The following is a 26,870-nucleotide window of genomic DNA, read 5'->3' on the forward strand; positions in this document are numbered from 1 at the left end:
GTTCTACGACGAGCGAGCGAAACTGCGAGTCGGTAGCGAGCGAAACTGCGAGTCGGTAAGAGGTCGGCCTCGGCACTCATAGGGTTCGTCACGGCGAGGTGGTCATCCCCGCTCGGAACCGGTCACCGTCACCGGCGACGTTCGTCATCGGCCGGGTAGTGGTAGCGGGCGGACCCTCAAGTCGGTTGCTCTCCGCGAGCAATCTCCGGCCGTCGAGTCACCCCTACTCGTCGTACAGTCCCATGTCCTCGGCGGCGAGGTCGAGGACGGCGTCGGCGACGTCCGGGTCTATCTGTGCGACGTCGTCGCCGTCGTGCAACTGGTCGTTGTGTCGGTCGATCGCGTCTTCGAGGTCCGAGAGCGCCACGCGCGTCTCCGTGTCGCACTCCGGACAGACTACCGGGAACGATGGTTCCTCGTCGTCTGGTCCTGCCATAGCTGGTCGTCCGGGGGTTCACGACCCCCGAGGAAAACTGGGCCGATCCCCCGCGCGCCTCGCTCGGGGGTCGACGTGCAAATAGTATACATCCAGCGACACTTTTCCCCGCAGGGCCCGTCAGTGATCGTATGGATTCGAGCCGGGGATTTCTCCTCCTCGTCGTCACCGCCCTCCTCGCGCTCTCCGCGCTGTTCGTCCTTCCGTTCCTCCAGTACTTCCTGCTCGCCGTCGTCCTCGCGTACGTGCTCGCACCCGTACAGGCACGTGCCGAGCAGTGGGCGAGTCCGCGCATCGCCGCGGGGGCCGTCGTCGCCCTCGCGAGCGTCGCGGTCATCCTCCCGCTGGTCGTCGTGACGCGCGCCGTCGCCGCGGACGCGGCGGCCCTGGTCGAGGGCGTCCAGCAGGGCGGTGAGAGCGTCGCGGAACTCGAGGCGGCCATCGAAGCGCTGGTCGGCGCCGATATCTCCTTCAGCGAGCTGCTCCAGTCGGTCGTGAGCAACGGCGGGTCCGAGGCGTTCGGCAGTATCCTCGGCGTCTTCGGTGCGGTGACCCACGCCGTCATCGGGCTCGGACTCACCATCTTCCTGCTGTACTACTTCCTGAAGGACGGCGACGACTTCGTCGCCTGGCTCCGGTGGGTCCTGCCGCTCCCGGCCGACGTCCTCGACGAGCTGTTCGACGCGATCGACGACATCACCTGGGCCGTCCTCGCCGGCCACGTCTTCATCGCCATCGTGCAGGGCGCCATCGCGGGACTCGGCCTCTTCGCCGTCGGTATTCCGAACGCCCTGTTCTGGACGTCGGTGATGATCGTCCTGGCGCTCCTCCCGATCGTCGGATCCTTCCTCGTCTGGGGGCCTTCGTCGGTGTACCTCGTCCTCGTCGGGCGACCCGTGCCGGCCGCGTTGCTGTTCGCCTACGGAACCATCATCGTCGGGATCTCGGACGACTACCTCCGCCCGGTCGTCGTCGACCGGTACGCCCGCCTCAACCCGAGCGTCATCATCCTCGGCGTCGTCGGCGGCCTCTACGCCATCGGGTTCATGGGCCTGTTCGTGGGTCCGATCATCATCGGCGCGCTCCGGGCCACCCTCGACGTCTACCGCGAACAGTACGCGCCCGAGGTCGACGGCTGATAGTGGTGGGTGTAACTTTTCACCGGTACCGGCCACGACGAACGTCCGGGAGTGCTTACAACCACCACTGTGAGGCCCGGCGGCGGAAGTCAGGACACTTACACGCCCGGGGACGAACCTTCGAGCAATGCTCGTGCTCGGCGACGCACACGCCGCCGACCCGGAGAACCGCGCGGCGCTGCTGGCCGCCTACGACGACGCCGACGCGGACGTGGCCATCCAGCTCGGCGATCTGGAGTGGTACGACCTGCCGGTACCGACGTGGTTCATCGCGGGTAACAACGAGGACTTCGACGTCGTCGAGGCGATGCGAGCGGGTGAGACGCCGCCAGGGGTCACCAACGCACACCTCCTGGCCAGTACCGCCACCGAGATCGAGGGACTGCGAATCGCGGGCCTCTCCGGTAACTTCGCACCGACGCGCTACGACAGGGCACGGAGCGACCTCGTCGGCGAGCGACGGCGCCACTTCACCCACGAGGACGTCGAGCGACTCGCCGAACTCGACGATATCGACCTCCTGCTCACCCACGAGGCACCGAACGGCCTCCTCTCCTACGGGTACGACCCGGGCTGTGACCACGTCGACGACCTCGTCGCCGCGGTCGACCCGGACCTCGTCCTCGTCGGCCACCACCACAGCCACCACGAGACGACGGTGCACGGCACGCGCGTCGTCGGCCTCGCCCCGGCCTGGCAGTGTTACTACCTGCTGGACCCCGTGGACCTGACCTTGCAGGTCCGCGAGACGCCCGGTTGAGGGACGGTCACCGACCGCCGCGACCGCTCTCGGCGTCGTCGCTCGCGACCGAGTCGTCGCCGAAGCCGAACCACTGGTACCAGACGGGCTGGAAGGCGCCCTCGTCCTCGGCGATGTCGTCCCACTCGGCGAGGCCGCGCTCTTCGCGCGTGCCCGGAATCGTGTTGTCGAGCACGAGCGCCGCGAGGCCGCCGACGGCCATGCCGGTGGTCCCGATGACGTAGACGGTGTCGGCGACCACCTGCTGGCCGACGACCGCGCCGGCGACCGGAACCGCCGCCAGGCCCTCCCGGAACGCACCGATCGAGCCGACGTTGGCCATGTACTCCGGGACGGCGAGGCCGACGAACAGTGCGAAGCCGACGACGAAGACGTTCCGCGAGGAGTCGAGATCGACGTACCGGAGGTTCGAGAGCCCGACGGCGACGATCTGGGCGAACATCGCGACGAAGAGGCCGCCGACGATGGGGTCGGGGATGGTCGCGACCAGCTGGCCGAAGTAGCCGACGAAGCCGAACACGAGCATGATGACCGCACCGATCTGGACGACGTAGCGCGAGGCGACGCCGGTCAGGCCGATGGCGCCGATGTTCTCGGAGTAGGAGGTCGACCCGCCCGTCCCCATGATGCCCGAGAAGACGTTCATCAGCCCCTCCATCCCGATGCCGTGGTTCAGCCGGCGCTCGCTGGGCATCCCGTTGCCGGTGAGCCGCGCGACGGCGTGGTAGTCGCCGATGCTCTCGACGATGGAGGCAAGTACGCCGGCGAACATGCCGATGACGAAGGCGGCGTTGAACGTCGGCATCCCCCACTGGAACGGGTAGATGGGAAGGAGCAGTCGAGCGTCGGTGATCGCTCCGAGCGCGACGTAGCCCGTCGTATCGGGCGTGTAGAACCCGGTCACGGAGAGGACGGCTGCGACGAGCCAGGCGATGACGACGCCGAGGATGACGGGGAAGAGGCGAAACAGCTGGGAGTAGCTGTCGAGATACTGCGAGAAGCCGACGATCAGCAGGAGCGTCAGCCCGAGGAGCCACCAGTTGTTCCCTGCACTGGTGACCTGGCCGACGTTGAACAGCGCCAGCCCGATCAGGGTGATCGTCGGAGCGATGACGACCGGCGAGAGGAATCTGCGTAGCTTGCCGACGATGCCGAAGTAGCCGATGGCGACTTCCGTCAGCGCGGCGACGATGATGGCGCCCTGGAGCGCCTGCAACTTGACCTGCCAGCCGACCTCGCCCGGCAGGACGGTGACGGTCGCGACGATGGCGAGCGCCGGCGCCAGCATCGAGAACGGCGCCCCCTGGACGAGCGGGTAGCGGTTCCCGAACGTGGTCTGTGCCAGCGTCGCGATCCCGGAGACGACGAAGAAGGTGCCGACGAACCGCGCGGTCACGCCGGTCGGCATCTCCATCGCCCCCGCCAGGATGAGCGGCACTGCGACGTTCGCACCGACCATCGTCAGGTAGTGTTGCATCCCGAGGACCATCGACTTCGGCAGCGATGGTCGGTCGTCGATCCCGAACGCCACGAATGACTCGTCGTCGTCCCCCGCGTCGTCGTTCCCGTCGGACGCTGTACTCATCGATACGGGGTTTGCGTTCCCCCTTCAAATCATGCGGGGGAACGCCACGAGGCGTGTCGATAGGCCGACACGCTGGGTACCGTGGCGAGATCCCGGCCGCAGACCACCGACGGGGCCAATCGTTTTCACTCGGCCGGGCGAATCAACCGGTATGGCAGACCTGCTCTCCGACGACGAGATAGCGGCACAGCTACCCGACGAGTGGGAACGCGACGGCGACGAGATCACCCGAACGTACGAGTTCGACGCGTACCTCGACGGCGTCGGCTTCGCGGCCGCGGCCGGCGGCCTCGCTCAGGAAGCGTTCCACCACCCCGAGATGACTATCGGCTGGCGCGAGGTCGAGGTGCGCCTGACGACCCACGACGAGGGCGGCATCACCGGCAACGACATCGACCTGGCCGAACGGTTCGACGAGATCTACGAGTGATGGGTGACAGTCCGGAATAAGATGAACAACGGCGTTCGTCGCTTCCGGATAGTACATCACTCCGTCAGATCACTGTCACCTGATCACCACGCCTATCCTCTACTTACTTGTCGTTCTTCCAGACGTGTGATCACTCACGTTTCGGTTTCTTCGTTCAGGCCTCTCGGAGCCATCGCTTTGGCGTGTGGCCGAAACCCATAGTTGAATCGTTTTCGTCGTACCAGTGTATAAGCGCGGCACCGTTCCTACACTGGTCGATGAATATTCCGTAACAGTCTGGGGTTACTTGCTCGTACAGTGCTAACTCACAAGCCATCCCTGTACTAGCATTCCCGCTGTTACAACACCCTTCGAAGGTGTTGAGATACACTTCATTGTCATCGAAGTAACCAGTATCGACCTCGACATCCTCGTACTGGGAGAACTTACACTCTGACTCTCTACCATAGTCTTTTATCCAGTACTCTGCGCCCGGATCGTAGTGATCGTCTGCCGACGCGGCGCTACTGGTCGTAACAAGTCCAGTCGTTACAACGGCACCTTTTGTAAACTTTCCAAGGAGCTTTCGGCGATTCATGATATTTAGTCTGGATTACCAGACATATACAATTTAACCGAATGACAATAAATAATTAATGGTATATTTGGAATTATAGGTTACACGTCCTGATTAGAACTTGAAGCGTGAAGTATAGACGCGTTTTCGTTTAAAGCGGGTGAACGAGCCTCTGAAAGGAGCAATGACATGAAGAACTAACCTCTCTAAAACACAACAGATACAAAATGACAGCTTCAGACAAGCATGGTGACGGCGCACAAGCCAGCTACGTCTTCCGCGTCCGGTTTCGGCTCGAACCGGGGCCGCCCGAGGTTTCGGTCGAGCCGGACAGCTTCGAGACGGTGCTCTACCGCGAGGCCGACCGGCCCGGCTCTGACGGCTGGCTCTTCTTCCGAGACAACCTCTGGCGTGGCGACCTGGGCGACCAGGCCCACTTCCGCGAACTGACCGAGGAGGCCCTGGACGTCCCTGTGACAGCGGTCTCCTTCCGGGAACTCCAGACCGACGAGGCGTATCTCGAGGACCTGAAGGAGGCGATCGCCGCCGACCTCGACCTGTTCAACGCCGACGGCGTCTCGAAGGTGCTGTTGAAGTATCTCGGTAGTTCGATCCGCGTCGAGTAAGCTACTCGTCGGCCGAACTTGCGGGCGGGACGCCGCTCGTCGAACGCGCCGCCGGCGCACCGTCCTCCATCCTGGACAGCAGGTAGCCCGCCAGCGCGAGCCACGGGAGGACGGAGACGACTCCCATCGGGAGCGGCCCCAGCAGGTAGTCGGGGTCCCCGCGGGCGAAGACGACGGCGACGACGGCGGTAGCGTTGATGGCGCCGTGACCCAGCGAGGCGGGCCAGACGCTGCCGGTCCGCAGGGTGAGCCACGCGAGGAACGTGCCCGCCGCGAGGGCGAACGCCAGGAAGACGACGAATCCGACCCAGGGGAAGCCGCCGTAGTCGAAGCCGTACTCGTACCCCATCGCGATGAGTGGCCAGTGCCACGCGCCCCAGATCAGTCCCTGGACGACGACGGCGCCTTGGAGGCCAAGCGGCGCGAGTTTCGGGAGGAGATAGGCCCGCCAGCCGAACTCCTCGCCGAAGCCGAAGACGGCATTGACCAGCGGGTTGATCACGACCGCTGCGCCGACGGTGAGGGCGACGAGGGCGAGCGGCGACATCCCGACGTCGGCGCCGCCGGCCGCGGCCGACGCGAAGGACTCCGCCGCTGGGTCGAAGTACTGCGGGAAGACGGCGAAGTACAGCGCCGCGCCGAGTGCGGTGAGGACGCCCGGCGCGAACCAGGCGGCGACGTACGCCCGCCAGTGGTCGAAGAAGCCGACGGATAGCCCGAGGTCGTCCCACCCCTCGCGGGTGAGTACGCGCGTGAGAACGTTGGCGATACCGGGCGCGAACATGTAGGCGGTCGGGAGCAGTATCCCAGCCAGCGTGAGCGAGAGCGGCCCGGCCTCGACGACGGTCGGACTGTCCGTGAGGCCGCCGCTTGCGTAGATGTAGCCCGCCGTCGCCCAGGCGATGCCGAAGGCGAACGTCACGAACAGACCGAGCCGACGCCGTTCGAGAGGGCCGTCGGTGTCGGGGAACGCGTCCATATTCAGATTTTCGAACAGGTGGTGCAAAAGAGTTGGCTCGATTGACATCTTCCGCTGTCCCGCTGGAATGGGCTCTGACACTGCTCGTCCCGGCTTCGGCGGAAACTACTTACTCGTCACTCGCGTAGTCACACGATCCGCATGCCCCGAGACGACTACGACTTCTGGGTGTTCGACCTGGACGGCACCCTGGTCGACATCGAGCCCTCCTACCCCCGCGAGGTCCTGACCGAGGTCGGCGACCGACTCGGCGTCACCTTCACGGACCGGGACGTGACCGTCCTCTGGTACGGTATGGGCGGCACGCGCGAGCAGTGCCTGCGCCGCCACGGCGTCGACCCGGTGACGTTCTGGGAGACGTTCCACGAGGTCGAGGACCCCCTCGCCCGCGCGTCCGCGACGTTCCTCTACGACGACGTCGAGCGCTTCGTCGGCGCCATCGACGGCCCCGTCGGCCTCGTCACCCACTGCCAGGAGTACCTCACCGACCCGGTGCTCGACGAACTCGACATCGGCGACTGGTTCGACTCGGTCGTCTGCTGTACCGAGGAGATCGGCTGGAAGCCCGATCCCGGCCCGGTCGAGCAGGTGATGACCGACATGGGCGTGGGGTACAACGGTCACGCGGGGATTCCCGCGAGCGGAGCGAGCGGGAGCTCGGGAGGCCGGAGGCCTGCCGGTGTCATGGCCGGTGACGACGCCGACGACGTCGGCGCGGCCTGGAACGCCGGCCTCGACGCGGTCCACGTCGAGCGTCACGACCCCCACGAGCGAGGCCAGTGCGTGATGGGTGACCACCGGGTCACAAGCTTCACCGAACTCCACTGACTGATCCCGGTCCACTGGACCCCGCACCGCCGGTTTCTTCCCCGACAAGACGCGCGGGTTTTAAGCCACTCTGCGACGGGTGTGGTCGCATGCCCCTGAATCCCGTGACGACGGTCCTCTTCGCGGTGTTCCTCTTCGTGGGCCTCGCCATCGTCTGGTACGGCGCCCGCGACCTGCGCATCGTCTACCATATCCTGCGCAACGACCCGGTCGAGGTCTACACTCTGCCGAATCGCCCCGGTCCGGTCGAAATCGAAGGGACCGCTCGCGAAGGAGACGACGGCACCGTTACCGCGCCGTTCTCCGGCCAGTCGTGTCTCGCCTACGAGTACGAGGTCCAGGAACTCCGTTCATCGGGGAAACACAGCAACTGGGAGACTCTCGTCGAGGGCGGGCAAGCGGTGCCCTTCTTCCTCGACGACGGCGACGCTCGCGTCCGTGTCGAACCCGCTGGCGCGTCGCTCCACTTCGGAGACCACACCACGAAGGTCGATCCTGGCGACGAACCCCCCGAACGGATCCGGCAGTACGTCGAGGCCACCGAAGACGTCGAGGCCCAGGACGGGGCGCTCGACTTCGGCCCGCTGGAACTGCATCTGGGCAACCAGCAGAAGTTCGTCGAGCGCCGCCTCGACGTCGGCGAGACGGCCTACGTCTACGGCGAGGCGTTCGACGAACCCGTCGGCGGCTGGGGGTCCGGCGTCGTGAATGCCATTGTCCGGCACGGTGAGCAGACGCCGGTGTTCGTCATTTCGGACGCGCCCGAGCGGGCGACGGCCTGGCGAATCGTCAAGGGGGCGCTCGTCACCGTCGGGTTCGGGGCGCTGTTCCTCGGGTTCGTCGCCCTGTTCGGCGTCGGGATGTTGTAGCGGTCCCGGTCGCGAACTCGGGACCTGACAGCGGACCACGGCCTTTTTCGTCGCGGCTCCCCAATCGTGTATCATGTCAGCGCTCCGTGACGCGTTACGAGACCTGCCCGAGGCGGTGTTCGCCGACGTGCTGGAATCCGACGACGCGTACCTGCTGGTGCTGGACCTGCCGGGGGTCACCGCCGACGGGTTGACCGTCAGTATCGAGGGCGGCAAACTCGTGGTCGAAGCCGAGCGGGCCAAGGCCGTTCCCGAGGAGTTCGAGTACGTGAACGAGGACCGGTCGCTGTTCCTCGACGCCGAACTGCCGCTCCCGCCGGACGTGACCGAGTCGGGGGCCGAGGGCGATATCTCCGACGGCGTACTCGAACTCCGCTTGCCCAAGGCCACGACGGGCCGACAGACGTCCATCCCCATCGAGGACGCTCGCTAGGGGTGGCCCGCTGGTGAACCTCCGCGCCTACTGGCGCTTCTTCGTCGTCGTGCGCCACTTCCTCCCGCTGATGGCCGCCTACGCCCGGGACCGCAACCGGTTCCTCTTCTTCGGGTCGTCCCGGCGCGTCACGGCCGAACAGCGCCGCGACCGGGCGGCCACGCTGCTGGACTCGCTGCTGACCCTCGGCCCGACGTTCATCAAGCTCGGCCAGCTGCTGTCGACGCGGCCCGACGTGCTCCCGCCGGAGTACATCGACGAGTTCACCAAACTCCAGGACAGGGTGCCGCCAGCGCCGTGGGCCGACGCGAAGGAGGTACTGGAGGCAGAACTCGGCCCGGTCGGCGAGCGCTTCGACGAGTTCGACGTCGACGCCATCAGCGGCGCGAGCCTCGGCCAGGTGTACCGCGCGGAGGTCGACGGCGACCCGGTGGCGGTGAAGATCCGCCGGCCCGGTATCGAGGCGCTCGTCGAGGCCGACCTCCGGGTGGTGCGGTGGACGCTCCCGGTGCTGCTGTACTTCGTCGACGAGTCCCGCTCGTTCTCGCTGGAGACGCTGGCCGACGAGTTCGACCGGACGATCCGCGAGGAGATGGACTACCACCGCGAGGCCCGGATGCTCACCGAGATCCGCGGGAACTTCGCCGACGACCCGGACGTCCGCATCCCCGAGGTCCTCGAATCGCACTCGACCGAGCGCGTCCTCACGATGGAGTACGTCCCGGGGACGAAGATCAACGACGTCGACGCGCTCGACGACCTGGCCGTCGACCGGACGGCCCTCGCCGAGACGCTCCAGCGGACCTACCTCCAGATGATCATCGACGACGGCGTGTTCCACGCCGACCCCCACCCCGGCAACCTCGCGGTCCAGGACGACGGCACCCTCGTCTTCTACGACTTCGGGATGTCCGGGCGGGTCGACTCGTTCGTCCAGGGGAAGATCGTCGACTTCTACACCGCCGTCGCCAGCCAGGACATCCACGCCATCCTCGACGCCCTCGTCGAGATGGGGACGCTCTCGCCGGAGGCCGACCGCCAGGTGATGGGCGAGGTGATGGAACTGGCCATCGCCGACGCCCGCGGCGAGGACATCGAGCAGTATCGCGTCCAGCAGATCGTCTCCCAGGTCGAAGACACCATGTACGAGTTCCCGCTCCGCCTCCCGGCCGACCTGGCGCTCGTCCTCCGCGTCGCGACGGTGGTCGAGGGGGTCTGCGTCACGCTCGACCCGGACTTCGACTTCATCGCTGTCGCGACGGGCTACCTCCGCGAGGAGGGTCACATGGCAGCAGGCGCCCGGGAGTTCGCCGAGGAGCGCGCGACCGAGTTCAGGGACGCGGCCCGGTCGACGGTCCGCATCCCGCCGAAACTGGAGGGGACCCTCGACCGCATCCAGCGCGACGAACTCAGAGTCAACGTCGAACTCGAGGACCCCGGCGGCCTGTTCGGCAACCTCGCCCGCCGCCTCGTGCTCGGGATGGTCATGGCCAGCGGCGTGTTCTCGACGGCGTTCCTCTACGCCGTCGCGGACAACATCGCGTCGACGATCGTCGCCGCCGTCTTCACCGTCGTCGTCGGCTTCTCGCTGCTGTACTCGTTCCGTCGCCGCCGCGGCATCCGCGCGAAACCGCAGTTCACCAGACAGAGCATGCGTGAACGGTCCGGGGCTGGGTCCGGGGCCGGGTCCGGATCCAGCGCGGCCGACCAGCAGCTGACGTTCGGCGAAGACGACGGAGAGAACTGACCGCCGACCGGCCGCCCGTCCGCCGGCTTCTTCGACGACCACAGCATACGGTGACGACTACAGCACGAACCGCTCGAAACCGGCCTCCCGGACCGACCCGTCGGCCAGGCGCTCTCGGGCCAGTTCGACGGACGTGAAGAATCGGCAGGTGATCGCGTCGTCCTCACGGGGGTCCTCGACGACGAAGGCGGCGCCCTCTTCGAGCGCGGTCGACTGTTCGATGGACCGCTCCGTCGCCGCGTCGGGGTCGAAGCCGGACTCGCGGTGTCGTTCGAGCCCCTCCTCTGAGAGCAAGAGTAGCCACTCGCCGTCGCCGACCTCGACGTGGGTCCCCGAGGAACTCCGGTCTGTTATCTGCCACTCCTGGCCGCTCTCGTCGAACGTGATCCTCGCGTGGACCGGTTCGACGTGCGCGTCGGTCGCGACGTCGAGCGCGAGGTCGGGGTCCTGGTCCGACTCGCCGCCCCGTCCGACGGTGGTGTCGGCGGCGATTTCGTACACCGTCCCCTCGCTCGGGACGGCGAGCGCCGCCGACGGCGACCCGCTCCCGAGCGAGACGACGTCGACGTCGTGGGCCTGACTCCCGGACGCGTCCGGGTCAGCGGCGCTCTCCGGGTCGTCGGATTCGCCCGTGGACCCGGTCCCGTCGGGCTCGGCGTCGGTCGCGCCGGTGGCATTCGTTTCCTGTCCAGTCGACGCCGACGCCGGTGGGTCGGGGGAGTCGTCGCCGGCCGAGCCGCCCGGTTCCGGCCCGTCGCTACTCGCGTCTGCCTGCGTCGAGTCGTTCCCGTCACTGTCATCGCTTCCATCGTAGCCCTCGCTCCCGTCGTCGGCCGGTTCGATGACCGTCTCGGCCCGGGAGACCATCGACTCCGGCGTCGGCCGGGCGTTCGGATCCCTGGCGAGCGTGATCGAGATGTTGTCCTTCCCGCCGCGCTCGTTGGCGAACGCGACCAGGTCCGTGACGGCGCCGTGCAGGTCCTCGGCGCCGAGAACGAGTTCCATGATCTCGTCTTCCGTGACCAGGGTGTCACGGATCTTCTCGCAGACCGGATCGGTATCCTCGGCCCGCTCGTACTCCCTGCGGAGTGGTCTGACGTCTGGATATGCGTCGACGAGGCCGTCGCTGGTGAGCATGATCACGTCCTCGCGGAAGACGTCCGTCGTCCCGAACTCGACGTCGACGCTCGGCTTCCCGGCGCTGGACCCGCCGACGGCGTTGGTGATGGCGGTGGCGTCCTCGTGGACGCGGGCGTAGGCCTCGTCCTCGATCTCACCCCGTTTCAGCCGGACGTTGGTGACGGCGTGGTCCTCTGTCAGCTGCCTGATCGTCCCACGTTTCGTGTTGACGACGTAGAGGCGGCTGTCGCCGACCCAGCCGTAGTGGAGCTTCCCGTCGGCGTACACCGCCACGACGACCGTCGTCGCCGGCTGGCCGCCGATGGCCGAGGCGTACTCCTGGATCTTCCGGTGGGCGGCGTCGACGCCGTCCTTGATCGCGCTCCGGATCCGACCTTCGGAGAGGACCGCCCGTGGATCCTCGTCGACCGTGGGCGGGTCCGCCGGGTAGGCGTCGATGCCGAACCGTTCCAGGACGTCCGTCGCCGACCCCTGGAGGCGCTCGGTCAGGCGCTTGCGAACGATGGAGGTGACAAGGAACGACGCGACGTCGCCGCTGGCCTCCCCGCCCACGCCGTCCGCGAGCACGAAGACACCGACCGATCGGCCGGTCTCGCGGTGGTGATTTTCCAGGACCGTCGTGGCGACGCTGTCCTCGTTGATCCCGCCGCTCCCTCGCTTTCGTGCGCCGACGTCGACGCTGCTGGCGTGTTCCATGGTCACTGGCTGAATCGGAAGTAGAATCGCTCGGGATAGCTCGGGCTGACCAGCGCGACGACGTCGCCGGGCTCCAGAGCGGCGCTGGCGTCCGGGTCGCTGGGGATCGATTCGCCCGCCTGGCGCTGGCGCTCCCGCCCCGTCTCGGAGAGCAAGAGCGTCCACTCCTGTTCGTCGTGTTTGCTGATGTAGGTCCCGTTGAGGCTCGTGTCGACGACCCGCCAGCCGCCGTCCTCGTCGGTGACGAACCGGCAGTGGACCGCCGACAGCGCCGTGTGACGACCGTCGGCGAGCATGATCGAGGGCCGCGGTCCGTCCGCCGTCTTCCGGCCGATGGTGTCGCCCGGGCTGATCCGCCACTTCTCGGCGCGACCGAGCCACTCGAGGGTCGCCTGCGAGGGCATCGTCGAGTCCCGGTCCTCGAGGGCGGTCTTGAGCATCGAGGCGTTGGAGTACCGGTCGGCGTGGTCGTGCTGGGTCGCGTTCCTGACGATCTCGTCGAGGTAGTCGGCGCCGTCGACGCCGAACTGGCTGGGCGCGACGCTGTCGTCGTCCGGCACCCATCCAACCTGGAGAAAGCACAGCAGCTTCCCGATGGAGTAGACGTCGCTCCAGGGCCCCTGTCGCTGCTCGGCGTCGCGGTTCAGCTCAGGCGGCTTGAACTCCCCCGGCACCGTCGAGTCGCCGGTCGAGCCCTGGACGGGCTGGGACGTGACGTTGCCCGTGAATGAGGGGATGTCGTCGCTCGTGACGGTACCCTTCGCCGTCGTGAAGTCCAGCAGCTTCGGGTCCCTGTCCCCGTTCAGCATGATGTTGTCGGGCTTCAGGTCGCGGTAGATGATGTCGTGGTCGTGGAGGAAGGAGAGGGCGTCACAGATCCCGATCCCGATCTCGCGGACCTCGTCGGGGTCGGTGATCGGCCCGTCCTCCCGGACGACCTCGCCGAGTTCGGCGCCCTCGATGAGTTCGACGACCAGGAACGGCATCCCGAAGCCCTCCTCCCGGCCGTAGTAGCTCATGATGTTGTCGTGTTCGCCGGCCTCGCGGATCTCCTCTAAGATGTCCGTCTCCCGCTCGAAGTACTTCTCGACGAGCTCGTCCGGCGTCGACCCCTCGTAGTTGGGGTGTTTCAGCGCGACCATGCCGCCGCTCTCGCGGTCGTCGGCGCTCCACACGACGCCGAACCCGCCGCGACCGATCTCCTCGCGCAGGACGTACCGGCCGGCGAGTTCGTCGCCCGGCGTTGGTTCGGACATGGGACGTGATACCTCAGACATCCTCGCGGCCCGGTCGGCTAGTACTCATCGGGGTCGTAGACGCCGGTGGTGTTCTCCTTGACCTGCCGGGCCTGGCTCTCGTCGCCCTCCTCGATGCGAGTGACGTTCTCGTGGAGGGCGTCGGCGATCTCCGTCTCGCCGGTGATGACCTCGGTCTCGTCGATCTTGGCCTTGACCGCCTCCAGTTCGTCCTGGGAGTCGGCGTGGGCGATCCGCGTCCGGAGGTCGGTGTCGTAGTAGGCGACGGTGACGTCCTCGTCGTGGACCGACAGCTCGGACTCGTCGTCCGAGTAGGTGACGGCGATTGCGGTCTCGGCCGAGTTCGACCCTGCCTCCAGGGTCACGTCGACGAGCGTCTCCTCGGTCCCGACGTCGTTCGGCGGCGCGTCCATCTCCAGGACGACCTGCTGTTCCTCCCGGTCCTGGAGGTCCGGGAGCCCGATGATCGTCTTCCCTTCCTCGTGTTCGAGCGGGATCTTCTGGACCTGTGGGAGCCGCCGGAACGCCTGGCCGATCTCGCAGCCGTCGACGGTCTCCAGGACGAGTTCTGGATTGTTCGAGAGGACGGTCGAGGCCTCCTGGACGACGTCGCCGAAAAAGGAGCGGATGTCGGCCGGGTTCTCGACGTGGGCCCATCGCCCCTGGGAGAACTCGCCGAGCGTCCGGATGGTGTCCTGGCCGTAGTTCGTCCCCAGGCCCGCCGAGTAGATGGAGATGCCCGCGTCGGTCAGGTCCTGGGCCAGCGGCTCGAAGTCGGCGGCCGTCGCCCGGGTGTCCCGGCCGTCCGAGAGCAACAGGACGCGCTTGGAGATGGACTCGCCGCGCTCCAGCCCCGAGAGGATGTCCTCGGCCTCCTCCAGCGCCGAATAGATGTCCGTCCCGCCGGTCGTCGTGATCTCCTGGAGGCGTTCCTCGGCCTCCTCGCGCTCGATGTCGCCCCACCGGGTCGCGTCCATGACCACTTCGATGTCCTCGTCGAAGGTGACGATGCTCAGGTAGTCGTCGTCGTTCAGGATGCCGAAGACGAGCTCCGTCGCGTCGCGGGCGTGGTCCAGCTTGTCGTCGTAGGCCATCGAGCCGCTGCTGTCGATACACAGCGCGATGTGGCGCTCCGCGGCCTGCCCCTGTGCCTGCGGCGTGATGTCCAGCTCACAGGTGATCCCCCCACCCGACTCCGGAACGTACGGTCGATTTACAGTCGCGGAAATCTCGGTCGGCATGCTCCTATCTGGCAACGCTTTCGGAGATAAATTTAACGGATACTGATACTTGGTTTAGATATTCGACGCACGTCTACGTTCCGTCCGGCGATCCGGACGAGTGTGCCACGTCCGCTCGGGGGTGACCGGGTCGGCTATCAGAACTGGACCTCGACCTCGGCTCGTCCGGCGAGCGTGAGGAAGTCCCCGTCCGAAACCTGTTCGGTCCCGCCCTCCATCTTCGTGGAGTTCAGCAGCGTCCCGTTCCGGCTCACGTCGGTCACGTAGACGCCGTCGTCCTCGATGGCAAACTCGACGTGCTCGCTGGAGATGTAGGAGAGTGCGTCCGCGCCGCCGCCCGCGACGACGAGATCCTCGAGCCACTCCTCGTCCTCCCTGCCGAAGGTGTCGCCGTCCCCGAAGGTGTAGGACTCGCCGTTGACGACGAGCGTAATCTCTTCGGGCACCGATTCTGCGTCCCCGGAGTCCGGCGACTCGACGTCCGTCTGTGCGTCTTCGGTTCCAGCGTCCTGCGTCTCTGCCTCGGCGGCCGCTGCGTCGTCGTCCGTCGCCGCGTCATCGCCTGCGGCCTCGTCACTGTCGGCGTCGGCCACCACGGTCGGTTCGTCCTCGGGCCCGTCTGCCGTCTCGTCGGCCTCGATCGCCGTGCCGCAATCGGGACAGTACGACGCGTCGGCGGCGACGGTCCGCCCACAGTCCGAGCACTCCGTCGTGTCCGACGACGCGCTCTCCGCACCGATCGCCGCGCCGCACTCACGGCAGTACGACGGTGCCGCTCCGTCGTCGGAGGAGGTCGTCGCCTCCTCGTCGGTCGGTTCGGTCGCCCCGGTTTCCGCCTCCTCGGCCTTGACCTCGTCGTCTCCTGTTTCCTCGGCGTCGTCCGCGTCGTCGGCCTCGCCGTGCTCGAAGTCCGGGTGAGGCGTGTCGCAGTCGGGACAGAACCCGCCGGTCGGTGCTGGGTCGAACGCCGTCTCGCACGAAACACACGCCAGTTCGGATTGATCGGACATGTTTCTTTGACCAGTTGACGGAGGGGTGTAAAAAAGATATGGTGCACTGTTAAATTAACTGTCTCGTTTTCGTTGCGGATGCGGTCACCCACGCGCCGCTGATCGGGCTGGTTCGCGGCGATACCTGGGGTGACGCCGCCCGAGCGGACTGGCACCTGTAGGCGAGACTGAACGTTGGAAAATATTTACGGGCGCACTCTCGCGAATGATTCACGTGCGCTCCGCGAAACGAACGCTGACGGCACAGGCCACCCTCGCCTTCCTCGAGTTCCTCGTGGGGCTATCCGCGATTCTCGGGACGGCTGCCGTGCTTCTGGTGGCTGCGGTGGCCGTCCACGCGCTCGACGCCGGCGCGAGCCGGGCTGGGATCGGTCCCGCGTTCGGCACCGTCGGAACTCACCTCGTCGCAGTCACAGCGCTACTGGTGTTGCTCGCCGCCGCGAGGTTCGTCGTCGTCGAGTACCGGCGGTTTCTCGACCGCGCGCCGGGGCCCGACGGACCGTTCCTCCTCGCAGTCGGTCCGCTGGTCGGCGTCGCTGTCCCGCTCGGATACGTCGTCTACGCGAAGGCATCCCTGCAATCCCCGTGGCCGCTGCTCGGCATCGCCGTCGTCTCCGCACACGCACTCGCCTATCGAACTATTGCCGCGTGGTCCGGTACCGCCAGATTCGCGCGCCTGGGGGAACTCACGGGCGTCGTGGCGGGGGTCCCGACGGTCGTCACGCTCGTCACGGTCCTCACGGAGGGCGTTCTGTTCGGGCCGCTCGACGACGCCGGACGCCTCCTCCTGGCGACGCCCGGGTGGGGTCTGTTACCCCGCGACGGGCGCTTTCTGGTGGCGTTTCCGCTGGTCATCGCCGTAGCGTTCCGCGTCTATCGGTATCTCTGGCGGACGGACCGCGTCGACGTGCCCGACCCCGATCTCCCCCGGGTCGGTGTGTCGGTCCCGGACGACTGGGTTCGCGCCGTCGAGCGGCGGGTTTCGGTCCCGACGCTCACCGACGTGGCGCTGGCGACGACGGATCGTCTGGGCGACTACGTGGCGGACCGACGACGGCGGACCGACACCGGCGTTCCCCCCGACGCACCGCCGGTTCCGACGCCGGTCGGGAGTCGGGGAAGCCGTTCGGACGGCGCGGGACGGGACGCTCCCAGCGGGTCACCGCGGGAGAGCGTCGACCTGGGGCCCCGGCCCCCCGCCACTCCCTCGTCGGACGCCTCGCCATCGGCATCGTCGCAATCGTCATCGTCGCCATCGTCATCGTCGCCATCGTCCCCGAAATCAGATCCGTCGACGTCGGACGCGGCAACGACAGCATCGACGGCGTCGACCAGTTCCACGGCTGATACCTCCTCGTCCGGGAGCGATACCCCCGGATCCGCGGACAGAGCGCAGGCGGCCGTCGGTGCCGAGGAAGCGAACGCTGATCCGGACGACGACGAAACCGCTGACAGTGAGGCCACTGAATCCGACGCCGATCCGGCGAGCGCGACAGAAGCGCCGTCCACGTCGACCAGCGAGGGGGAGGCACCGTCCGGCGAATCCTCCGGCGACGAAGGAGACGCCGATTCGGAGTCGGACGAAGCGGCGTCTTCGGGCGCCGCCGAGGGCGACGACTCCCAGACCAGAATCTACACTCCCGAGCCCGGGTCCGGGGACGCGGCGTCGTCGGACGGCGCGGCCGTCGAGACCTGTCCGGCGTGCGAAGCCGACGTCCCGTCGGACGGGACGTACGCCTTCTGTCCGCTGTGTGGCCACGAGCTGTAAATCGAGGGCCGTCCTCCCGGCCGGCCAGCGGGCGTCGCGACGGTGCCGAAGGGAATGCAAATCGTTTATACTGGCAGATAGATAACCGGGTGACATGCCACGACAGCAGACCGAGGTTCGCGAACTCGACGAGGGGAGTTACGTGATGATGGAGGACACTCCCTGCAAGATTACGGCCTACAGCACGGCCAAGCCGGGCAAACACGGCAGCGCGAAGGCCCGCGTCGAGGGCAAGGGCGTCTTCGACGCGAAGAAGCGATCCTTCTCCCAGCCGGTCGACCAGAAGGTCTGGGTGCCCATCATCGAGCGAAAGCAGGGCCAGGTCGTCTCGGTCACCGGCGACGACGCGCAGGTCATGGACCTCGAGACCTACGACACGTTCACGATGCGCATCCCCGAGGACGAGGAGCTCAACCCCGACGACGAGATCGAGTACCTCGAGTACGAGGAGCAGCGGAAGATCGTCTGAAGCGAGGTTCGCAGGATGTTTCCTGGCGCGAACGCGGACCCGGCAGGGGCCGACTACGTCGTCGTCGGCGCACCGCTGGACGCCTCGACGACGTTCGAACCCGGCGCCCGCTTCGGTCCGCGTCGCGTCCGTCACTTTGCGACGCCGTTCGACGACTACGACCAGCGGACGGGCCGACAGTTCACCGACTGCTCGGTCGCCGACCACGGCGACGTCGGCCCGACGGACGACGTCGCGGAGTACCTCCACTTCCTCGAAGGCACCGTCGGGGACTACGCCGACGAGGAGACAGTCCCACTGCTGGTCGGCGGCGAGCACACCGTCACCGTCGCCGCCGTCCGCGCGCTCGACCCCGACGTCTTCGTCTGCCTCGACGCACACCTGGACCTGTACGAGGCCTACGCCGGCAACCCGCTGAGCCACGCGACGGTCACCCGCCACGCCCTCGACGTCGCCGACCGGGCCGTGATTCTCGGAGCCCGGACCGGCAGCGAGGGCGAATGGGACCGCGCCGCCGAGTCGGACGTGACCGTCGTCCCGCCCGAGGACGTCGCCGACTGGACGCCGGACCTGGGAAGCGGCGAGCGAGCGTACCTCTCCGTCGACGTCGACGCCGCCGACCCAGGATACGCGCCCGGCACCGGCACCAAGGAGCCCTTCGGCCTGGAACCGCGCGAGATGCGCGACGTCGTCAGGTCGGTCGCTCCCCACGCCGTCGGCGTCGACGTCGTCGAAGTCAACGACCGCGACGACGGCCAGGCCGCCGTCCTCGGCGCCAAACTCCTCCGCGAGTTCGTCTTCTCCCACGCGGACGCGAATACGTTCTAATACGCTGTCGGACGACGGCTGCGGAGCGGTCAGGAAGCGTGGTTCGCGCGAGTCGAGCGCGTCGAGGGCTTTCGAGGTGTTTGCTGTTCTGTCGTTGACTGCTAGCGAGCGGGCCGAGGGCTTTCAGGCTGTCGTCGGTAACGTTGTCGTCGGTCTCCCTTTCGTCTCCACCACTACGACTCTCACCGACGACAACCAGGACCGCGAATCAGAGGTGGGAGATTTAAGCCCCAGGACCACGCACACACTCGCAACATGGAACAACTGTCCTCGTGTTACTTCTGCGGCGCCGCCCTCGACGCCTCGCTGGACGAGTACCCCGTCGTGCCCAAGGACCTTCACCCGACGACGGACGACCAGAAGACCGTCGTGCTCTGCCAGGGCTGTCGCCAGAAACTCGGCACTGTCGTCGAGACCATCGTGTCGGTCGTCGAGAGCCCCGAATCGGCCGACCCTGCTGACGACCGCACACCCGACTCTGCCGATTCGTCGGCGGGGGAGGACCCGCTCGCCGACGAGGGGTGGGTCGACGCTGGCGAACTGTCGTCCAGCGGTAGTGCCGACACCGGTGGCGCGGCCGCCGCTGCCGATGGACACGCAACCGGGGACGCGTCGACCGAGGAGGTCGACGACGACGGGTCCGACGACGTCACCTACACCACGAGCACCGCAGCGGGCGGTCGGCGGAGCGTCTCGGGCAACGCGGAGTCTATCCGGGACGACAGCGGGCCGAGCGACGGTAACGGCGGAGGATCCACAGACGCGAGCGAGGGCACAGAGGCGTCGGGCGACACCGGCGGCAACGGTGGCGAAGCAGGCGACGGCCGGCCGTCGATGACCGCGCTGGAGAACACCAAGGTCATGCGCCTGCTCCAGAACCGGGAGTTCCCGGTCGACCGCGCGGAGATCAAGGCCGTCGCGGTCAACGCCTACGACATGAGCGAGTCGCAGTTCGACACGGTGGTCGACGCCGCCGTCGACCGCGGGCTCATCGGCGAGCAGAACGGCCAGATCGTCGACGGGAACTAGCCGTCGTCGCCCCTGGCCGTCGTCTCCAGTTCCTGGGCGTAGGTCACCTGCTTTGCCGTGAAGCCGTTCGTCTCGTAGAACCGTCTGGCGCCGTCGTTGCCCCACTCGCAGGACACCGTGAGGTAGTCGGCGCCGCGCTCGGCCGCGACTCGTTTCGCCGCGTCGATGGCTTCGCTCCCGAGTCCCTGGTCCCTGTGCGACTCCTCGACGAACAGGTCGACGATGGTGGCGTACTCCGATAGCTCCCGCGTCGGGTGTTCGTCGCGACGGAGCAGGAGATAGCCGACGGTCGTCCCGTCGACGTCGAGCAGGAACGGGGTGGTGTCGTCGCCGTCGAGCAGCTCCTCGAAGCCGGATTCCACGTCCGCCGGCCCCTCGACGGCCAGTTCGTTCAGGGTCGAGTATTGCTCCATCTCGCTGGCGAGGGAGAACCAGTACGCCGCGAGCACGTCGACGTCCTCGGCCGTCGCCTCGACGAGTTCCATGTCGGGGGGACCGCCGGGTCGACCATACGTGTTGCTCAGGCAGGACTGTGTGTCACTCGGTGACAAGACACATAAACTCTGGACGTGTTCGATACGTATGGACACCCAGCAGAAGACGCGCGTGAAGGAGGTAATGTCGACGCCACTGGAGACCATCGCGCCGTCCGCGAGCGTGAAGGAGGCCGCCCAGCGCATGCGCGAGAAGGACATCAGCGCACTCGTCGTGACGACGGGGCCGCGGTCGATCATCACCAGCACGGATATCCTCGACAGCGTCGCCCAGGGACGGGATCCGACGGAGGCGGAGGTCCGTGACGTGATGACGGAGTCCGTCGAGACGGTGACGCCAGACCTCTACATGGAGGAGGTGGCGGCGATGATGACGATGTACGAGATCCAGCACCTGCCGGTCGTCGACGACGGCTACGTCGGGATGATCTCCTCGACCGACGTCACCGCACAGCTCTCCTGACTGCGGGGTCCGCTCCCGCTCCCGCTCCCGTTCCCGCTCCCACTCCCGCTCCCACTTCCGCTCCCGCTCTCACTCCCGCTCCCACTCCCACGCCCGCTCTCGAACCGGCTCCCCCGCCTCCCCTGCCGCCTGCTTCCCGAAGGCATACGACCGAGGCCCCAGAAGCACTGGCCATGGAACTCTCGGAACTGACGGGACGCCTCGACGAGCGACTCGACACTGCGGCGTACGCCGACCTCGACGCCAGCCCCAACGGGCTCCAGGTCGGTCCGGAGTCGGGAACGGTCGAGCACGTCGCCGTCGCCGTCGACGCCGCCGTCGAGACCGTCGAGCGTGCGGCCGACGCCGGCGCGGACCTGCTCGTCACTCACCACGGGCTGATCTGGGGCGATATGGAGCGAGTCACCGGATCGAACTACCGCCGAATCGCGCCGCTGGTCGAACACGACCTGCCGCTGTACGTCTCCCACCTCCCGCTCGACGGCCACCAGGAACTCGGCAACGCTGCGGGCGTGGCCGACGTGCTCAACCTCGGCAACCGGGAACCGTTCGGTTCGCTCGGGCCCGAGGTCATCGGCCAGCGCGGCACCGCGAGCGAACCGTACGCCGTCGACGAACTCCGGAACCTGCTGGCCGACGAACTCGACACCGGCGACGGCGAGGTCCGGGCGCTGGACTTCGGGCCCGACGAGATCAGGGACGTCGCCATCGTCACGGGCAGCGGCGTCGACTGGCTGGGCGAGGCCGCCGACGCGGGCGTCGACGCGCTCGTCACCGGCGAGGGCAAACAGAAGGCCTTCCACGAGGCCCGCGAAGCGGGCATCAACGTCGTCCTCGCCGGCCACTACGCGACGGAGACGTTCGGCGTCCGGTCGCTCCAGTCCCTCGTCGAGGAGTGGGGCCTGGAGACGACGTACGTCGACCTCCCGACCGGGCTGTAGGAGCCGGTCCGACCTGTCGTCGGCCGGGCGGACTATACCGCTACGTTTTGCGCTCATTCGGGCGACCTCGCCGGAAGAGTCCCGGAGTGGCGCCGGAACAGCGCCGGAGCGCCGCCGACCACCGCGCTCAATACGGTCGAGCGTCGAGACGTGCGTGATGGACGCCGACGGCGTGCCGGAGTTCGACGAAATCGCCAGTCACGACGCCCTCGTCGACTGGTCGCGGGCCTACGCGCGCGAGGCCCGGCGGGAGTGGGTACTCGACGTTCGCCTGGACCTCGTCGAGTGGGAGGTGTCGACGCGGGCCCGGCGACGCGCCGCTGCGGTCAAGCGCCCGCGCCTCGACGACGCGTCGGTCGGCGACCCCTACGACTGGGAGGACGTCGAGGGCTCGGACGGCCGACCGCTACCCTGTACCGTCTCGCTCACCTGGGACGCCTTCGACGAGTTCTCGCGCGAGGAGTGGCAGTCCACGCTGCGCCACGAACTCGTCCACGTCGAGCAGTACCAGCGCTTCGGCACGACCGGCCACGGCAAGCGGTTCAAGCGGCGGGCGGCGGAGATGGAGACGGCGGTCCACTGTCGCACCTTCGCCGAGCCCGAGTGGACGTTCTACTGCGAGTCCTGCGACGAGGTGACGGCCCACCGCTATCGCGAGTGCAAGCTCGTCCGCGAGTACGACCGCTACCGGTCGAACTGCTGTGAGGCGCCGCTCCGTCGGACGTCGCCCGGCGACTGACTGCGCTGGTTCCTGTCAGTTGCAGATAGTGGCCGCAACGTCCCGGGAAAGAAAGCGCGTAGGCTTCGCTTCGCTCCCTTCCGAGCCGTTCAGGCGGAAGTCCCGGACGCGAGCAGCGACTCGAACACCTTCCGTTCGGCTTTCCGGCGATGCTGGTGGAACGTCGGCGGCGAAACGTCGAGTAACGACGCGACTTCTTCGCCCGAAGTCTCGCGGGGCCACTCGAAGAAGCCGGCGTGGAAGGCGGTTTCTAGCGCGGACCGCTGTCGCGGCGTGAGGTCAGACAGCAATTCGGGAACCGCGAGTTCGCCGTGGTCACGAATCGATAGCTGGCGGCGCTTCAGGAGGTTCGCATCGGGATACACCTCCCGCATGTTGTCGATTACCGCCCGAACGTCACCGCTCGGTGGCAGGTGGGCCGTCAGGCGATAGTCGCCGTCCTCGATGACGGCTTCGGGAACGGAGCCGCCGAGCGAGGCGATGACGGACAGGAGCGGCGGTTCGGTGGCCCGGAGTTCGAACACGGTCTCGACACCGTCGTCGCGGAAGGTGACGCTCTCGTAAAACGGGATCACCTCGACCATCGCCGCCACGGTTTCGACACCGTCCGGCGTCGTCCGCCCGAAGAAAATGTAGTCGTCGTCGGAGATGGGAACCGTCTGTTCGAGGCGAATAGGTTCCGTCTCCGGAGCGTCGACGTCCAGTGACTCGAAGACGTTCTCGATCTGGAACTGCAGTTCGACGACCTCGTCGGTCAACAGCGCCCGTTTTCGGTCGACGGCGGCGATCGCGTGGCCGACGATCTTCCCGAGCTGGTCCACGACGTCGCGTTCTTTCCCTTCGAACGCGTTCGGGCGCTCGGCGTAGACGTTCAGGACTCCGTACGTCGTGTTCTCGTGAACGATCGGGATGGCCGCCGACGACCGGAAGCCGTACTCCTGGGCCGTCCCGCGCCAGGGGTCGTATCGGCTGTCGGCACGGATGTCCTGGGTCGTCTGGGTCGTCCCCATCCGGAGCGCTCGGCCCGTCGGCCCCTCGCTCCGCTCGTCGTCCGGGTCCACCGCGATCGTGATGTCGTCGAGATACCCCTCGACGCCGGCTTCCGCCCGCAGGTCCACCGTCTCCGTGGTAACGTCTCGCTCGCCGATCCAGGCGAACAGGTACGAATCCGAGTCCGCGAGGCGTTCACAGACGATCGCTTCGATCTCTTCGCGGCTGGACTGGTCGATGACTGCCCCCGTTATCTCGCGAGCGACCGCGTTGAGTTCGTCGAGGGCGGCGAGGCGTTCCCGTTGCTGTACCAGTTCGATCTCGGCCGCTTTCCGCTCGGTGATATCGGTGATGGCGCCGGGGAAGGTGACGGGGTCGCCGTCGTCACACTCGACGCGTCCCCGGGCGACGACCCAGCGGAGTTCGCCGTCGGCGTTCCTGACCCGATACTCCTCCTCGTACTCCCCGCAGGATTCGAGGGCGGCCTCGATGGACCGTTCGACCCGCTCGAGGTCGTCCTCGTGGATCGCCTCGACGAACCGATCGAGAGAGACGCCGTCACGGGCGGCGTCCCGGTCGACGCCGAAGGTGTCGGCGAGCGACGGGCCCGCGACCATCTCGTCGTCCTGGACGTGCCACTCGAACGTGCCGACGGCGCCGGCCTCGGTCGCGGCTTCCAGTTGCGACTTGGCGTCTTCCAGGTATCGTTCCCGTTCTTTGCGGTCGGTGACGTCCCGGGACATCGCAGTGACGGCGAAGACCTCGCCGTCGTCGTCGCGGACCGGGACGAAGTGGAACTCGTAGATCCTACCGTCGATAGTCTCCTCGAACTTGCTGGCTTCGCCCTCGAAGGCGGCCTCGTAGCGCGGGACGACGACCGACGCGACCTGGGGTGGGAGTCCCTCTCGGACTGGACTCCCCTCGAGCTCGTCTCTCGACACGTCGGCTTCGCCCGCCGGTGTTCCCCCGAACGTGACGTAGCGGAGGTCGTCGTCGACGAGCGCGATCGCGCCGGCCGGGAAGTTCTCGACTAACGTCTGGTTCCATCGTCGGTACTCCTCGAGCGTGCGTTCGCGTTCCACGCGCTCGGTCACGTCGCGAACGACGCCGATTCGCTCCGAGTCGCCGTCGGAGTCCATCACCGAGAACGTCGCCTCGCCGGTCCACGTCTCCCCGTTCGGTCTGGTGAGCTCCGCCTCCAGCGACGCGGTCGTCCGGTCACCGTCCGCCAGTTCCGACTCGAAATCCGCCGCTCGCTCGAGCGTCTCCTCGTCGACGACGGTCGAAACGTGTTCGCCGACGAGTTCCGCCCGGTCGTACCCGGTCATCGACAGGTACGCGTCGTTGACCTGCGTGAAGCAGCCGTCCTCGTCCACGACGTAGAGTCCGTCCCGCATCGTCTCGACGATCGCCTCGTAGCGCTGGAGTTCACGTTCGCGCTTCTTCCGCTCGCTCACGTCGCGGAAGTAGACCGACAGTCCCTCATCGGAGGGGTACACGTGGTTTTCGAACCACGTGTCGACGGGCTCGTACAACTCCTCGAACGTGGCGGACTGCTGTGTCTCGAGGGCCGTCTCGAAGGCGGCCGCCGCTTTCGGACCCTGTTCGAACGCGTCCCAGATGTACGTCCCCCGGAGTTCGGCGGGCGTCCGCTCCAGGAACTCGCCCGCCCGCTCGTTGACGTACGTGAACCGGAGGTCGTCGTCGAGCGCGAAGAACCCGTCGTCGACGCGCTCGAAGACGGTTTCGAGTTCGCTCTCGAGGTCGTCGCGCTGGCGTTCGAGTCGCTGGGCCTGTGATTTGAGCCGCGTGACGTCCTCACCGGTGGTGACGACACGTTCGATCGCTCCGTCGGCATCGAACACCGGCGCCGCGTTCACGGACAGCCACCGGTACCCACCGTCCGGGAGTTCGACCTTCGCTTCCCAGTCGAAGACGGGTTCGCCACTCTCTAACACCCGGGCGGCAGGATGCTCCTCGGGCGCAACGAGGTTCCCGTCTGCGTCGTAGACCGTCCGCTGGCTGGGTGAATACGACTCGGCCTCGTCGTCTGGGATGTCGAGGACGTCCTTCGCACGTTCGTTGATTCGGACGTGATCGCCGTCGCTGTCGAGGACCACGATACCCACCGGACTCGTGTCGAGGATCCGGTCCGTGAGGTCTCGTTCGCGTCGCAGCTGTCGCTCCTGCTCCCGGCGGTCCGTCATGTCGCGGGTGACCTTCGCGTATCCGTCGAGAGCCCCGTCGTCGTCTCGGATCGCCGTGAGAGTGACGTTCGCCCAGAACCGCGATCCGTCGGCGCGAACGCGCCACCCTTCGACTTCGATACTCCCCTCGCTGGCCACTTTCGCCATGTTGTCGGCCGGAACGCCCGCGGCGCGGTCCTCGTCGGTGTAGAACGTCGCCACGTGCTCGCCGACGATTTCGTCGGCGTCGTACCCCTCGATGCGTGCCGCGCCGGGATTCCACGTCTGAACGCGGCCGTCGGGGTCGAGCAGGAAGATGGCGTACTCCTCGACCGTGTCGACCAGTGACTCGAACTGGTTGCGGTCGGTCCGGTGGGCGTTCTCCTCCCGTTTTCGGTCGGTGACGTCGTAGTAGAGTTCGACCCGGCCGCCGGCGTACGCGCCCGAGTCGATTGGCTCGCTCCGGTGTTCGAGCCATCGCTCGTCGCGTCCGTCCCCGGGAGTCACGTGACACTCGAATCGCTCGGTGTCGGTGTTGTCGTCGTACGTCGCCAGGACGGTGTCGGCGAACGTCGACGAATCCTCGACGACCGATGCGATGGACTCGTCGACGAGTCTCCGTTTGTCCCGGCCGAGCACCCGCTCGCGTTCGAAGCCGAAGTACCGTTCGGTGGCCTCGTTGATCCACGCAACCTCGAACTCCGAGTCGAGGACGAACACACCGACTTCGGCGTCGTCGAGGACGTCGTCGATCAGGGACTCGGCTGCCTCCTCCCAGTCGGGCGTGGCCGAGTCGCGGTCCTCGCGCGGTCGCCACCAGACGCGTCCGTTCCCGCCGACTTTCTTGGTATCGAGTCGGTCTTCGTCGACGAGACGCTCGAGACGTTCGTAGGTGCTCCGTCGGCCCAGGTCGAGGCGTTCTGCTACCTCGGTCGTCGTCCGTGGGGCTCCGCCTTCCTCGAAGAGCGCGAGAGTTTCCCGAAGCGCTTGGGTCAACGCACTACTGGCCATTACCGTATGCTCTCGTGGCTCGTCCCCATCAACCCTCCGTCGATGGAGGGTGTGTGCCAAGTAACCGTGGCCGAACGTGCCAGGTCTTTCGTATCGAATGATCCGGAAAGAAGCCGAAGTGGCACGCGGCCGAGCCGGGGGTAATCTCGGCACCTACCTAATCACTTATACTCTGGCGTTACGGGTGAGGGGATCCGAATGGGAGGTATACCGGCCGAAGC

The 26,870-nt window shown here is 67.1% G+C and carries 25 protein-coding genes; 15 read left to right on the plus strand and 10 right to left on the minus strand.

Features of this window, described 5'->3' with window-relative positions; genetic code table 11:
- Positions 1-223: 223 nt before the first annotated feature.
- Entirely contained in the window at positions 224-436 is a 213-nt protein-coding gene (locus tag BM337_RS05080; protein ID WP_089814526.1) for a DUF8149 family protein, read from the minus strand.
- A gap of 131 nt (positions 437-567) precedes the next feature.
- On the opposite strand from BM337_RS05080, the gene BM337_RS05085 reads away from it, so the two are divergent.
- Together BM337_RS05085 and BM337_RS05090 are read left to right on the plus strand one after the other, a co-directional pair.
- Positions 568-1,575, plus strand: a complete 1,008-nt coding sequence (locus BM337_RS05085; protein ID WP_089814528.1) for an AI-2E family transporter — start codon at positions 568-570, stop codon at positions 1,573-1,575.
- Positions 1,576-1,702: 127 nt separating this feature from the next.
- Positions 1,703-2,335, plus strand: a complete 633-nt coding sequence (locus tag BM337_RS05090; protein WP_089814530.1) for a metallophosphoesterase family protein — start codon at positions 1,703-1,705, stop codon at positions 2,333-2,335.
- Between the two features lie 7 nt (positions 2,336-2,342).
- On the opposite strand, the gene BM337_RS05095 is transcribed toward BM337_RS05090, so the two are convergent.
- Entirely contained in the window at positions 2,343-3,920 is a 1,578-nt protein-coding gene (locus BM337_RS05095) for a uracil-xanthine permease family protein (protein ID WP_089814532.1), read from the minus strand.
- Positions 3,921-4,071: 151 nt separating this feature from the next.
- Here BM337_RS05095 and BM337_RS05100 point away from each other — a divergent pair, with 151 nt between their 5' ends.
- Positions 4,072-4,350 carry a 4a-hydroxytetrahydrobiopterin dehydratase gene (locus tag BM337_RS05100; protein WP_089814534.1) on the plus strand — a complete coding sequence of 93 codons (279 nt, stop codon included), beginning with the start codon at positions 4,072-4,074 and terminating at the stop codon, positions 4,348-4,350.
- Between the two features lie 154 nt (positions 4,351-4,504).
- Here BM337_RS05100 and BM337_RS20450 read toward each other — a convergent pair whose 3' ends face one another.
- Complete coding sequence (locus BM337_RS20450) at positions 4,505-4,927, minus strand: hypothetical protein (protein WP_143117640.1); 423 nt, start codon at positions 4,925-4,927, stop codon at positions 4,505-4,507.
- Positions 4,928-5,133: 206 nt separating this feature from the next.
- Here BM337_RS20450 and lwrS point away from each other — a divergent pair, with 206 nt between their 5' ends.
- Complete coding sequence (gene lwrS / locus BM337_RS05105; RefSeq protein ID WP_089814536.1) at positions 5,134-5,532, plus strand: LWR-salt protein; 399 nt, start codon at positions 5,134-5,136, stop codon at positions 5,530-5,532.
- A gap of 1 nt (position 5,533) precedes the next feature.
- On the opposite strand, the gene BM337_RS05110 is transcribed toward lwrS, so the two are convergent.
- On the minus strand, positions 5,534-6,511 hold the full coding sequence (locus tag BM337_RS05110) for a CPBP family intramembrane glutamic endopeptidase (RefSeq protein ID WP_089814538.1): 978 nt from the start codon (positions 6,509-6,511) through the stop codon (positions 5,534-5,536).
- Between the two features lie 141 nt (positions 6,512-6,652).
- Between BM337_RS05110 and BM337_RS05115 the strand changes: the two genes are divergently transcribed.
- The 4 genes from BM337_RS05115 to BM337_RS05130 all read left to right on the plus strand — a co-directional run bounded on the left by BM337_RS05115 (position 6,653) and on the right by BM337_RS05130 (position 10,388).
- Positions 6,653-7,339: an HAD family hydrolase gene (locus BM337_RS05115; RefSeq protein ID WP_089814540.1), complete on the plus strand. Its 687-nt coding sequence runs from the start codon at positions 6,653-6,655 to the stop codon at positions 7,337-7,339.
- Between the two features lie 89 nt (positions 7,340-7,428).
- A complete protein-coding gene (locus BM337_RS05120; protein WP_089814541.1) occupies positions 7,429-8,208 on the plus strand; it encodes a GIDE domain-containing protein in 780 nt (259 codons plus the stop codon).
- 73 nt (positions 8,209-8,281) lie between these two features.
- Entirely contained in the window at positions 8,282-8,641 is a 360-nt protein-coding gene (locus tag BM337_RS05125) for an Hsp20/alpha crystallin family protein (RefSeq protein WP_089814543.1), read from the plus strand.
- Between the two features lie 13 nt (positions 8,642-8,654).
- The gene (locus BM337_RS05130) at positions 8,655-10,388 is read left to right on the plus strand and encodes an ABC1 kinase family protein (protein WP_089814546.1); all 1,734 of its coding nucleotides are present in this window, start codon (positions 8,655-8,657) and stop codon (positions 10,386-10,388) included.
- A gap of 57 nt (positions 10,389-10,445) precedes the next feature.
- On the opposite strand, the gene BM337_RS05135 is transcribed toward BM337_RS05130, so the two are convergent.
- The 4 genes from BM337_RS05135 to BM337_RS05150 form a co-directional block, all read right to left on the minus strand.
- Positions 10,446-12,224, minus strand: coding sequence for a protein phosphatase 2C domain-containing protein (locus BM337_RS05135; RefSeq protein WP_089814548.1), 1,779 nt, complete (start codon positions 12,222-12,224; stop codon positions 10,446-10,448).
- Between the two features lie 2 nt (positions 12,225-12,226).
- Positions 12,227-13,480, minus strand: a complete 1,254-nt coding sequence (locus tag BM337_RS05140) for a serine/threonine protein kinase (RefSeq protein ID WP_089814550.1) — start codon at positions 13,478-13,480, stop codon at positions 12,227-12,229.
- A 38-nt stretch (positions 13,481-13,518) separates the two neighbouring features.
- Positions 13,519-14,721 (minus strand): vWA domain-containing protein, encoded by a 1,203-nt coding sequence (locus tag BM337_RS05145; RefSeq protein WP_089814552.1) that lies wholly within the window; start codon positions 14,719-14,721, stop codon positions 13,519-13,521.
- Positions 14,722-14,858: 137 nt separating this feature from the next.
- On the minus strand, positions 14,859-15,731 hold the full coding sequence (locus BM337_RS05150; RefSeq protein WP_089814554.1) for an FHA domain-containing protein: 873 nt from the start codon (positions 15,729-15,731) through the stop codon (positions 14,859-14,861).
- A 214-nt stretch (positions 15,732-15,945) separates the two neighbouring features.
- Between BM337_RS05150 and BM337_RS05155 the strand changes: the two genes are divergently transcribed.
- From BM337_RS05155 to BM337_RS05170, 4 genes are all read left to right on the plus strand, one after another.
- The gene (locus BM337_RS05155) at positions 15,946-17,499 is read left to right on the plus strand and encodes a hypothetical protein (RefSeq protein WP_143117641.1); all 1,554 of its coding nucleotides are present in this window, start codon (positions 15,946-15,948) and stop codon (positions 17,497-17,499) included.
- A gap of 94 nt (positions 17,500-17,593) precedes the next feature.
- On the plus strand, positions 17,594-17,968 hold the full coding sequence (locus BM337_RS05160; protein WP_089814560.1) for a translation initiation factor IF-5A: 375 nt from the start codon (positions 17,594-17,596) through the stop codon (positions 17,966-17,968).
- A gap of 15 nt (positions 17,969-17,983) precedes the next feature.
- On the plus strand, positions 17,984-18,796 hold the full coding sequence (locus BM337_RS05165; RefSeq protein ID WP_089814562.1) for an arginase family protein: 813 nt from the start codon (positions 17,984-17,986) through the stop codon (positions 18,794-18,796).
- A 255-nt stretch (positions 18,797-19,051) separates the two neighbouring features.
- Positions 19,052-19,825: a hypothetical protein gene (locus BM337_RS05170; RefSeq protein WP_089814563.1), complete on the plus strand. Its 774-nt coding sequence runs from the start codon at positions 19,052-19,054 to the stop codon at positions 19,823-19,825.
- Here BM337_RS05170 and BM337_RS05175 read toward each other — a convergent pair.
- Positions 19,822-20,310: a GNAT family N-acetyltransferase gene (locus BM337_RS05175; RefSeq protein ID WP_089814565.1), complete on the minus strand. Its 489-nt coding sequence runs from the start codon at positions 20,308-20,310 to the stop codon at positions 19,822-19,824. The two genes, BM337_RS05170 and BM337_RS05175, sit on opposite strands and share 4 nt — an antisense overlap.
- Positions 20,311-20,407: 97 nt before the next feature.
- Here BM337_RS05175 and BM337_RS05180 point away from each other — a divergent pair, with 97 nt between their 5' ends.
- From BM337_RS05180 to BM337_RS05195, 3 genes are all read left to right on the plus strand, one after another.
- Positions 20,408-20,782 carry a CBS domain-containing protein gene (locus BM337_RS05180; protein WP_089814567.1) on the plus strand — a complete coding sequence of 125 codons (375 nt, stop codon included), beginning with the start codon at positions 20,408-20,410 and terminating at the stop codon, positions 20,780-20,782.
- A gap of 173 nt (positions 20,783-20,955) precedes the next feature.
- A complete protein-coding gene (locus BM337_RS05190; RefSeq protein WP_089814569.1) occupies positions 20,956-21,723 on the plus strand; it encodes a Nif3-like dinuclear metal center hexameric protein in 768 nt (255 codons plus the stop codon).
- A gap of 157 nt (positions 21,724-21,880) precedes the next feature.
- Complete coding sequence (locus tag BM337_RS05195; RefSeq protein ID WP_089814571.1) at positions 21,881-22,462, plus strand: SprT-like domain-containing protein; 582 nt, start codon at positions 21,881-21,883, stop codon at positions 22,460-22,462.
- Positions 22,463-22,551: 89 nt separating this feature from the next.
- Here BM337_RS05195 and BM337_RS05200 read toward each other — a convergent pair whose 3' ends face one another.
- Entirely contained in the window at positions 22,552-26,649 is a 4,098-nt protein-coding gene (locus BM337_RS05200) for a PAS domain S-box protein (protein WP_089814573.1), read from the minus strand.
- Between the last annotated feature and the right edge of the window lie 221 nt (positions 26,650-26,870).

The sequence above is a fragment of the Halomicrobium zhouii genome, from assembly GCF_900114435.1.
GTDB classification, from domain to species: Archaea; Halobacteriota; Halobacteria; order Halobacteriales; family Haloarculaceae; genus Halomicrobium; species Halomicrobium zhouii.

Coding starts and splice junctions, on each gene's coding strand:
- BM337_RS05080 (WP_089814526.1), bottom strand. CDS start 436: ATGGCAGGACCAGACGACGAGGAACCATCGTTCCCGGTAGTCTGTCCG.
- BM337_RS05085 (WP_089814528.1), top strand. CDS start 568: ATGGATTCGAGCCGGGGATTTCTCCTCCTCGTCGTCACCGCCCTCCTC.
- BM337_RS05090 (WP_089814530.1), top strand. CDS start 1,703: ATGCTCGTGCTCGGCGACGCACACGCCGCCGACCCGGAGAACCGCGCG.
- BM337_RS05095 (WP_089814532.1), bottom strand. CDS start 3,920: ATGAGTACAGCGTCCGACGGGAACGACGACGCGGGGGACGACGACGAG.
- BM337_RS05100 (WP_089814534.1), top strand. CDS start 4,072: ATGGCAGACCTGCTCTCCGACGACGAGATAGCGGCACAGCTACCCGAC.
- BM337_RS20450 (WP_143117640.1), bottom strand. CDS start 4,927: ATGAATCGCCGAAAGCTCCTTGGAAAGTTTACAAAAGGTGCCGTTGTA.
- lwrS (WP_089814536.1), top strand. CDS start 5,134: ATGACAGCTTCAGACAAGCATGGTGACGGCGCACAAGCCAGCTACGTC.
- BM337_RS05110 (WP_089814538.1), bottom strand. CDS start 6,511: ATGGACGCGTTCCCCGACACCGACGGCCCTCTCGAACGGCGTCGGCTC.
- BM337_RS05115 (WP_089814540.1), top strand. CDS start 6,653: ATGCCCCGAGACGACTACGACTTCTGGGTGTTCGACCTGGACGGCACC.
- BM337_RS05120 (WP_089814541.1), top strand. CDS start 7,429: ATGCCCCTGAATCCCGTGACGACGGTCCTCTTCGCGGTGTTCCTCTTC.
- BM337_RS05125 (WP_089814543.1), top strand. CDS start 8,282: ATGTCAGCGCTCCGTGACGCGTTACGAGACCTGCCCGAGGCGGTGTTC.
- BM337_RS05135 (WP_089814548.1), bottom strand. CDS start 12,224: ATGGAACACGCCAGCAGCGTCGACGTCGGCGCACGAAAGCGAGGGAGC.
- BM337_RS05140 (WP_089814550.1), bottom strand. CDS start 13,480: ATGTCCGAACCAACGCCGGGCGACGAACTCGCCGGCCGGTACGTCCTG.
- BM337_RS05145 (WP_089814552.1), bottom strand. CDS start 14,721: ATGCCGACCGAGATTTCCGCGACTGTAAATCGACCGTACGTTCCGGAG.
- BM337_RS05150 (WP_089814554.1), bottom strand. CDS start 15,731: ATGTCCGATCAATCCGAACTGGCGTGTGTTTCGTGCGAGACGGCGTTC.
- BM337_RS05160 (WP_089814560.1), top strand. CDS start 17,594: ATGCCACGACAGCAGACCGAGGTTCGCGAACTCGACGAGGGGAGTTAC.
- BM337_RS05165 (WP_089814562.1), top strand. CDS start 17,984: ATGTTTCCTGGCGCGAACGCGGACCCGGCAGGGGCCGACTACGTCGTC.
- BM337_RS05170 (WP_089814563.1), top strand. CDS start 19,052: ATGGAACAACTGTCCTCGTGTTACTTCTGCGGCGCCGCCCTCGACGCC.
- BM337_RS05175 (WP_089814565.1), bottom strand. CDS start 20,310: ATGGAACTCGTCGAGGCGACGGCCGAGGACGTCGACGTGCTCGCGGCG.
- BM337_RS05180 (WP_089814567.1), top strand. CDS start 20,408: ATGGACACCCAGCAGAAGACGCGCGTGAAGGAGGTAATGTCGACGCCA.
- BM337_RS05190 (WP_089814569.1), top strand. CDS start 20,956: ATGGAACTCTCGGAACTGACGGGACGCCTCGACGAGCGACTCGACACT.
- BM337_RS05195 (WP_089814571.1), top strand. CDS start 21,881: ATGGACGCCGACGGCGTGCCGGAGTTCGACGAAATCGCCAGTCACGAC.
- BM337_RS05200 (WP_089814573.1), bottom strand. CDS start 26,649: ATGGCCAGTAGTGCGTTGACCCAAGCGCTTCGGGAAACTCTCGCGCTC.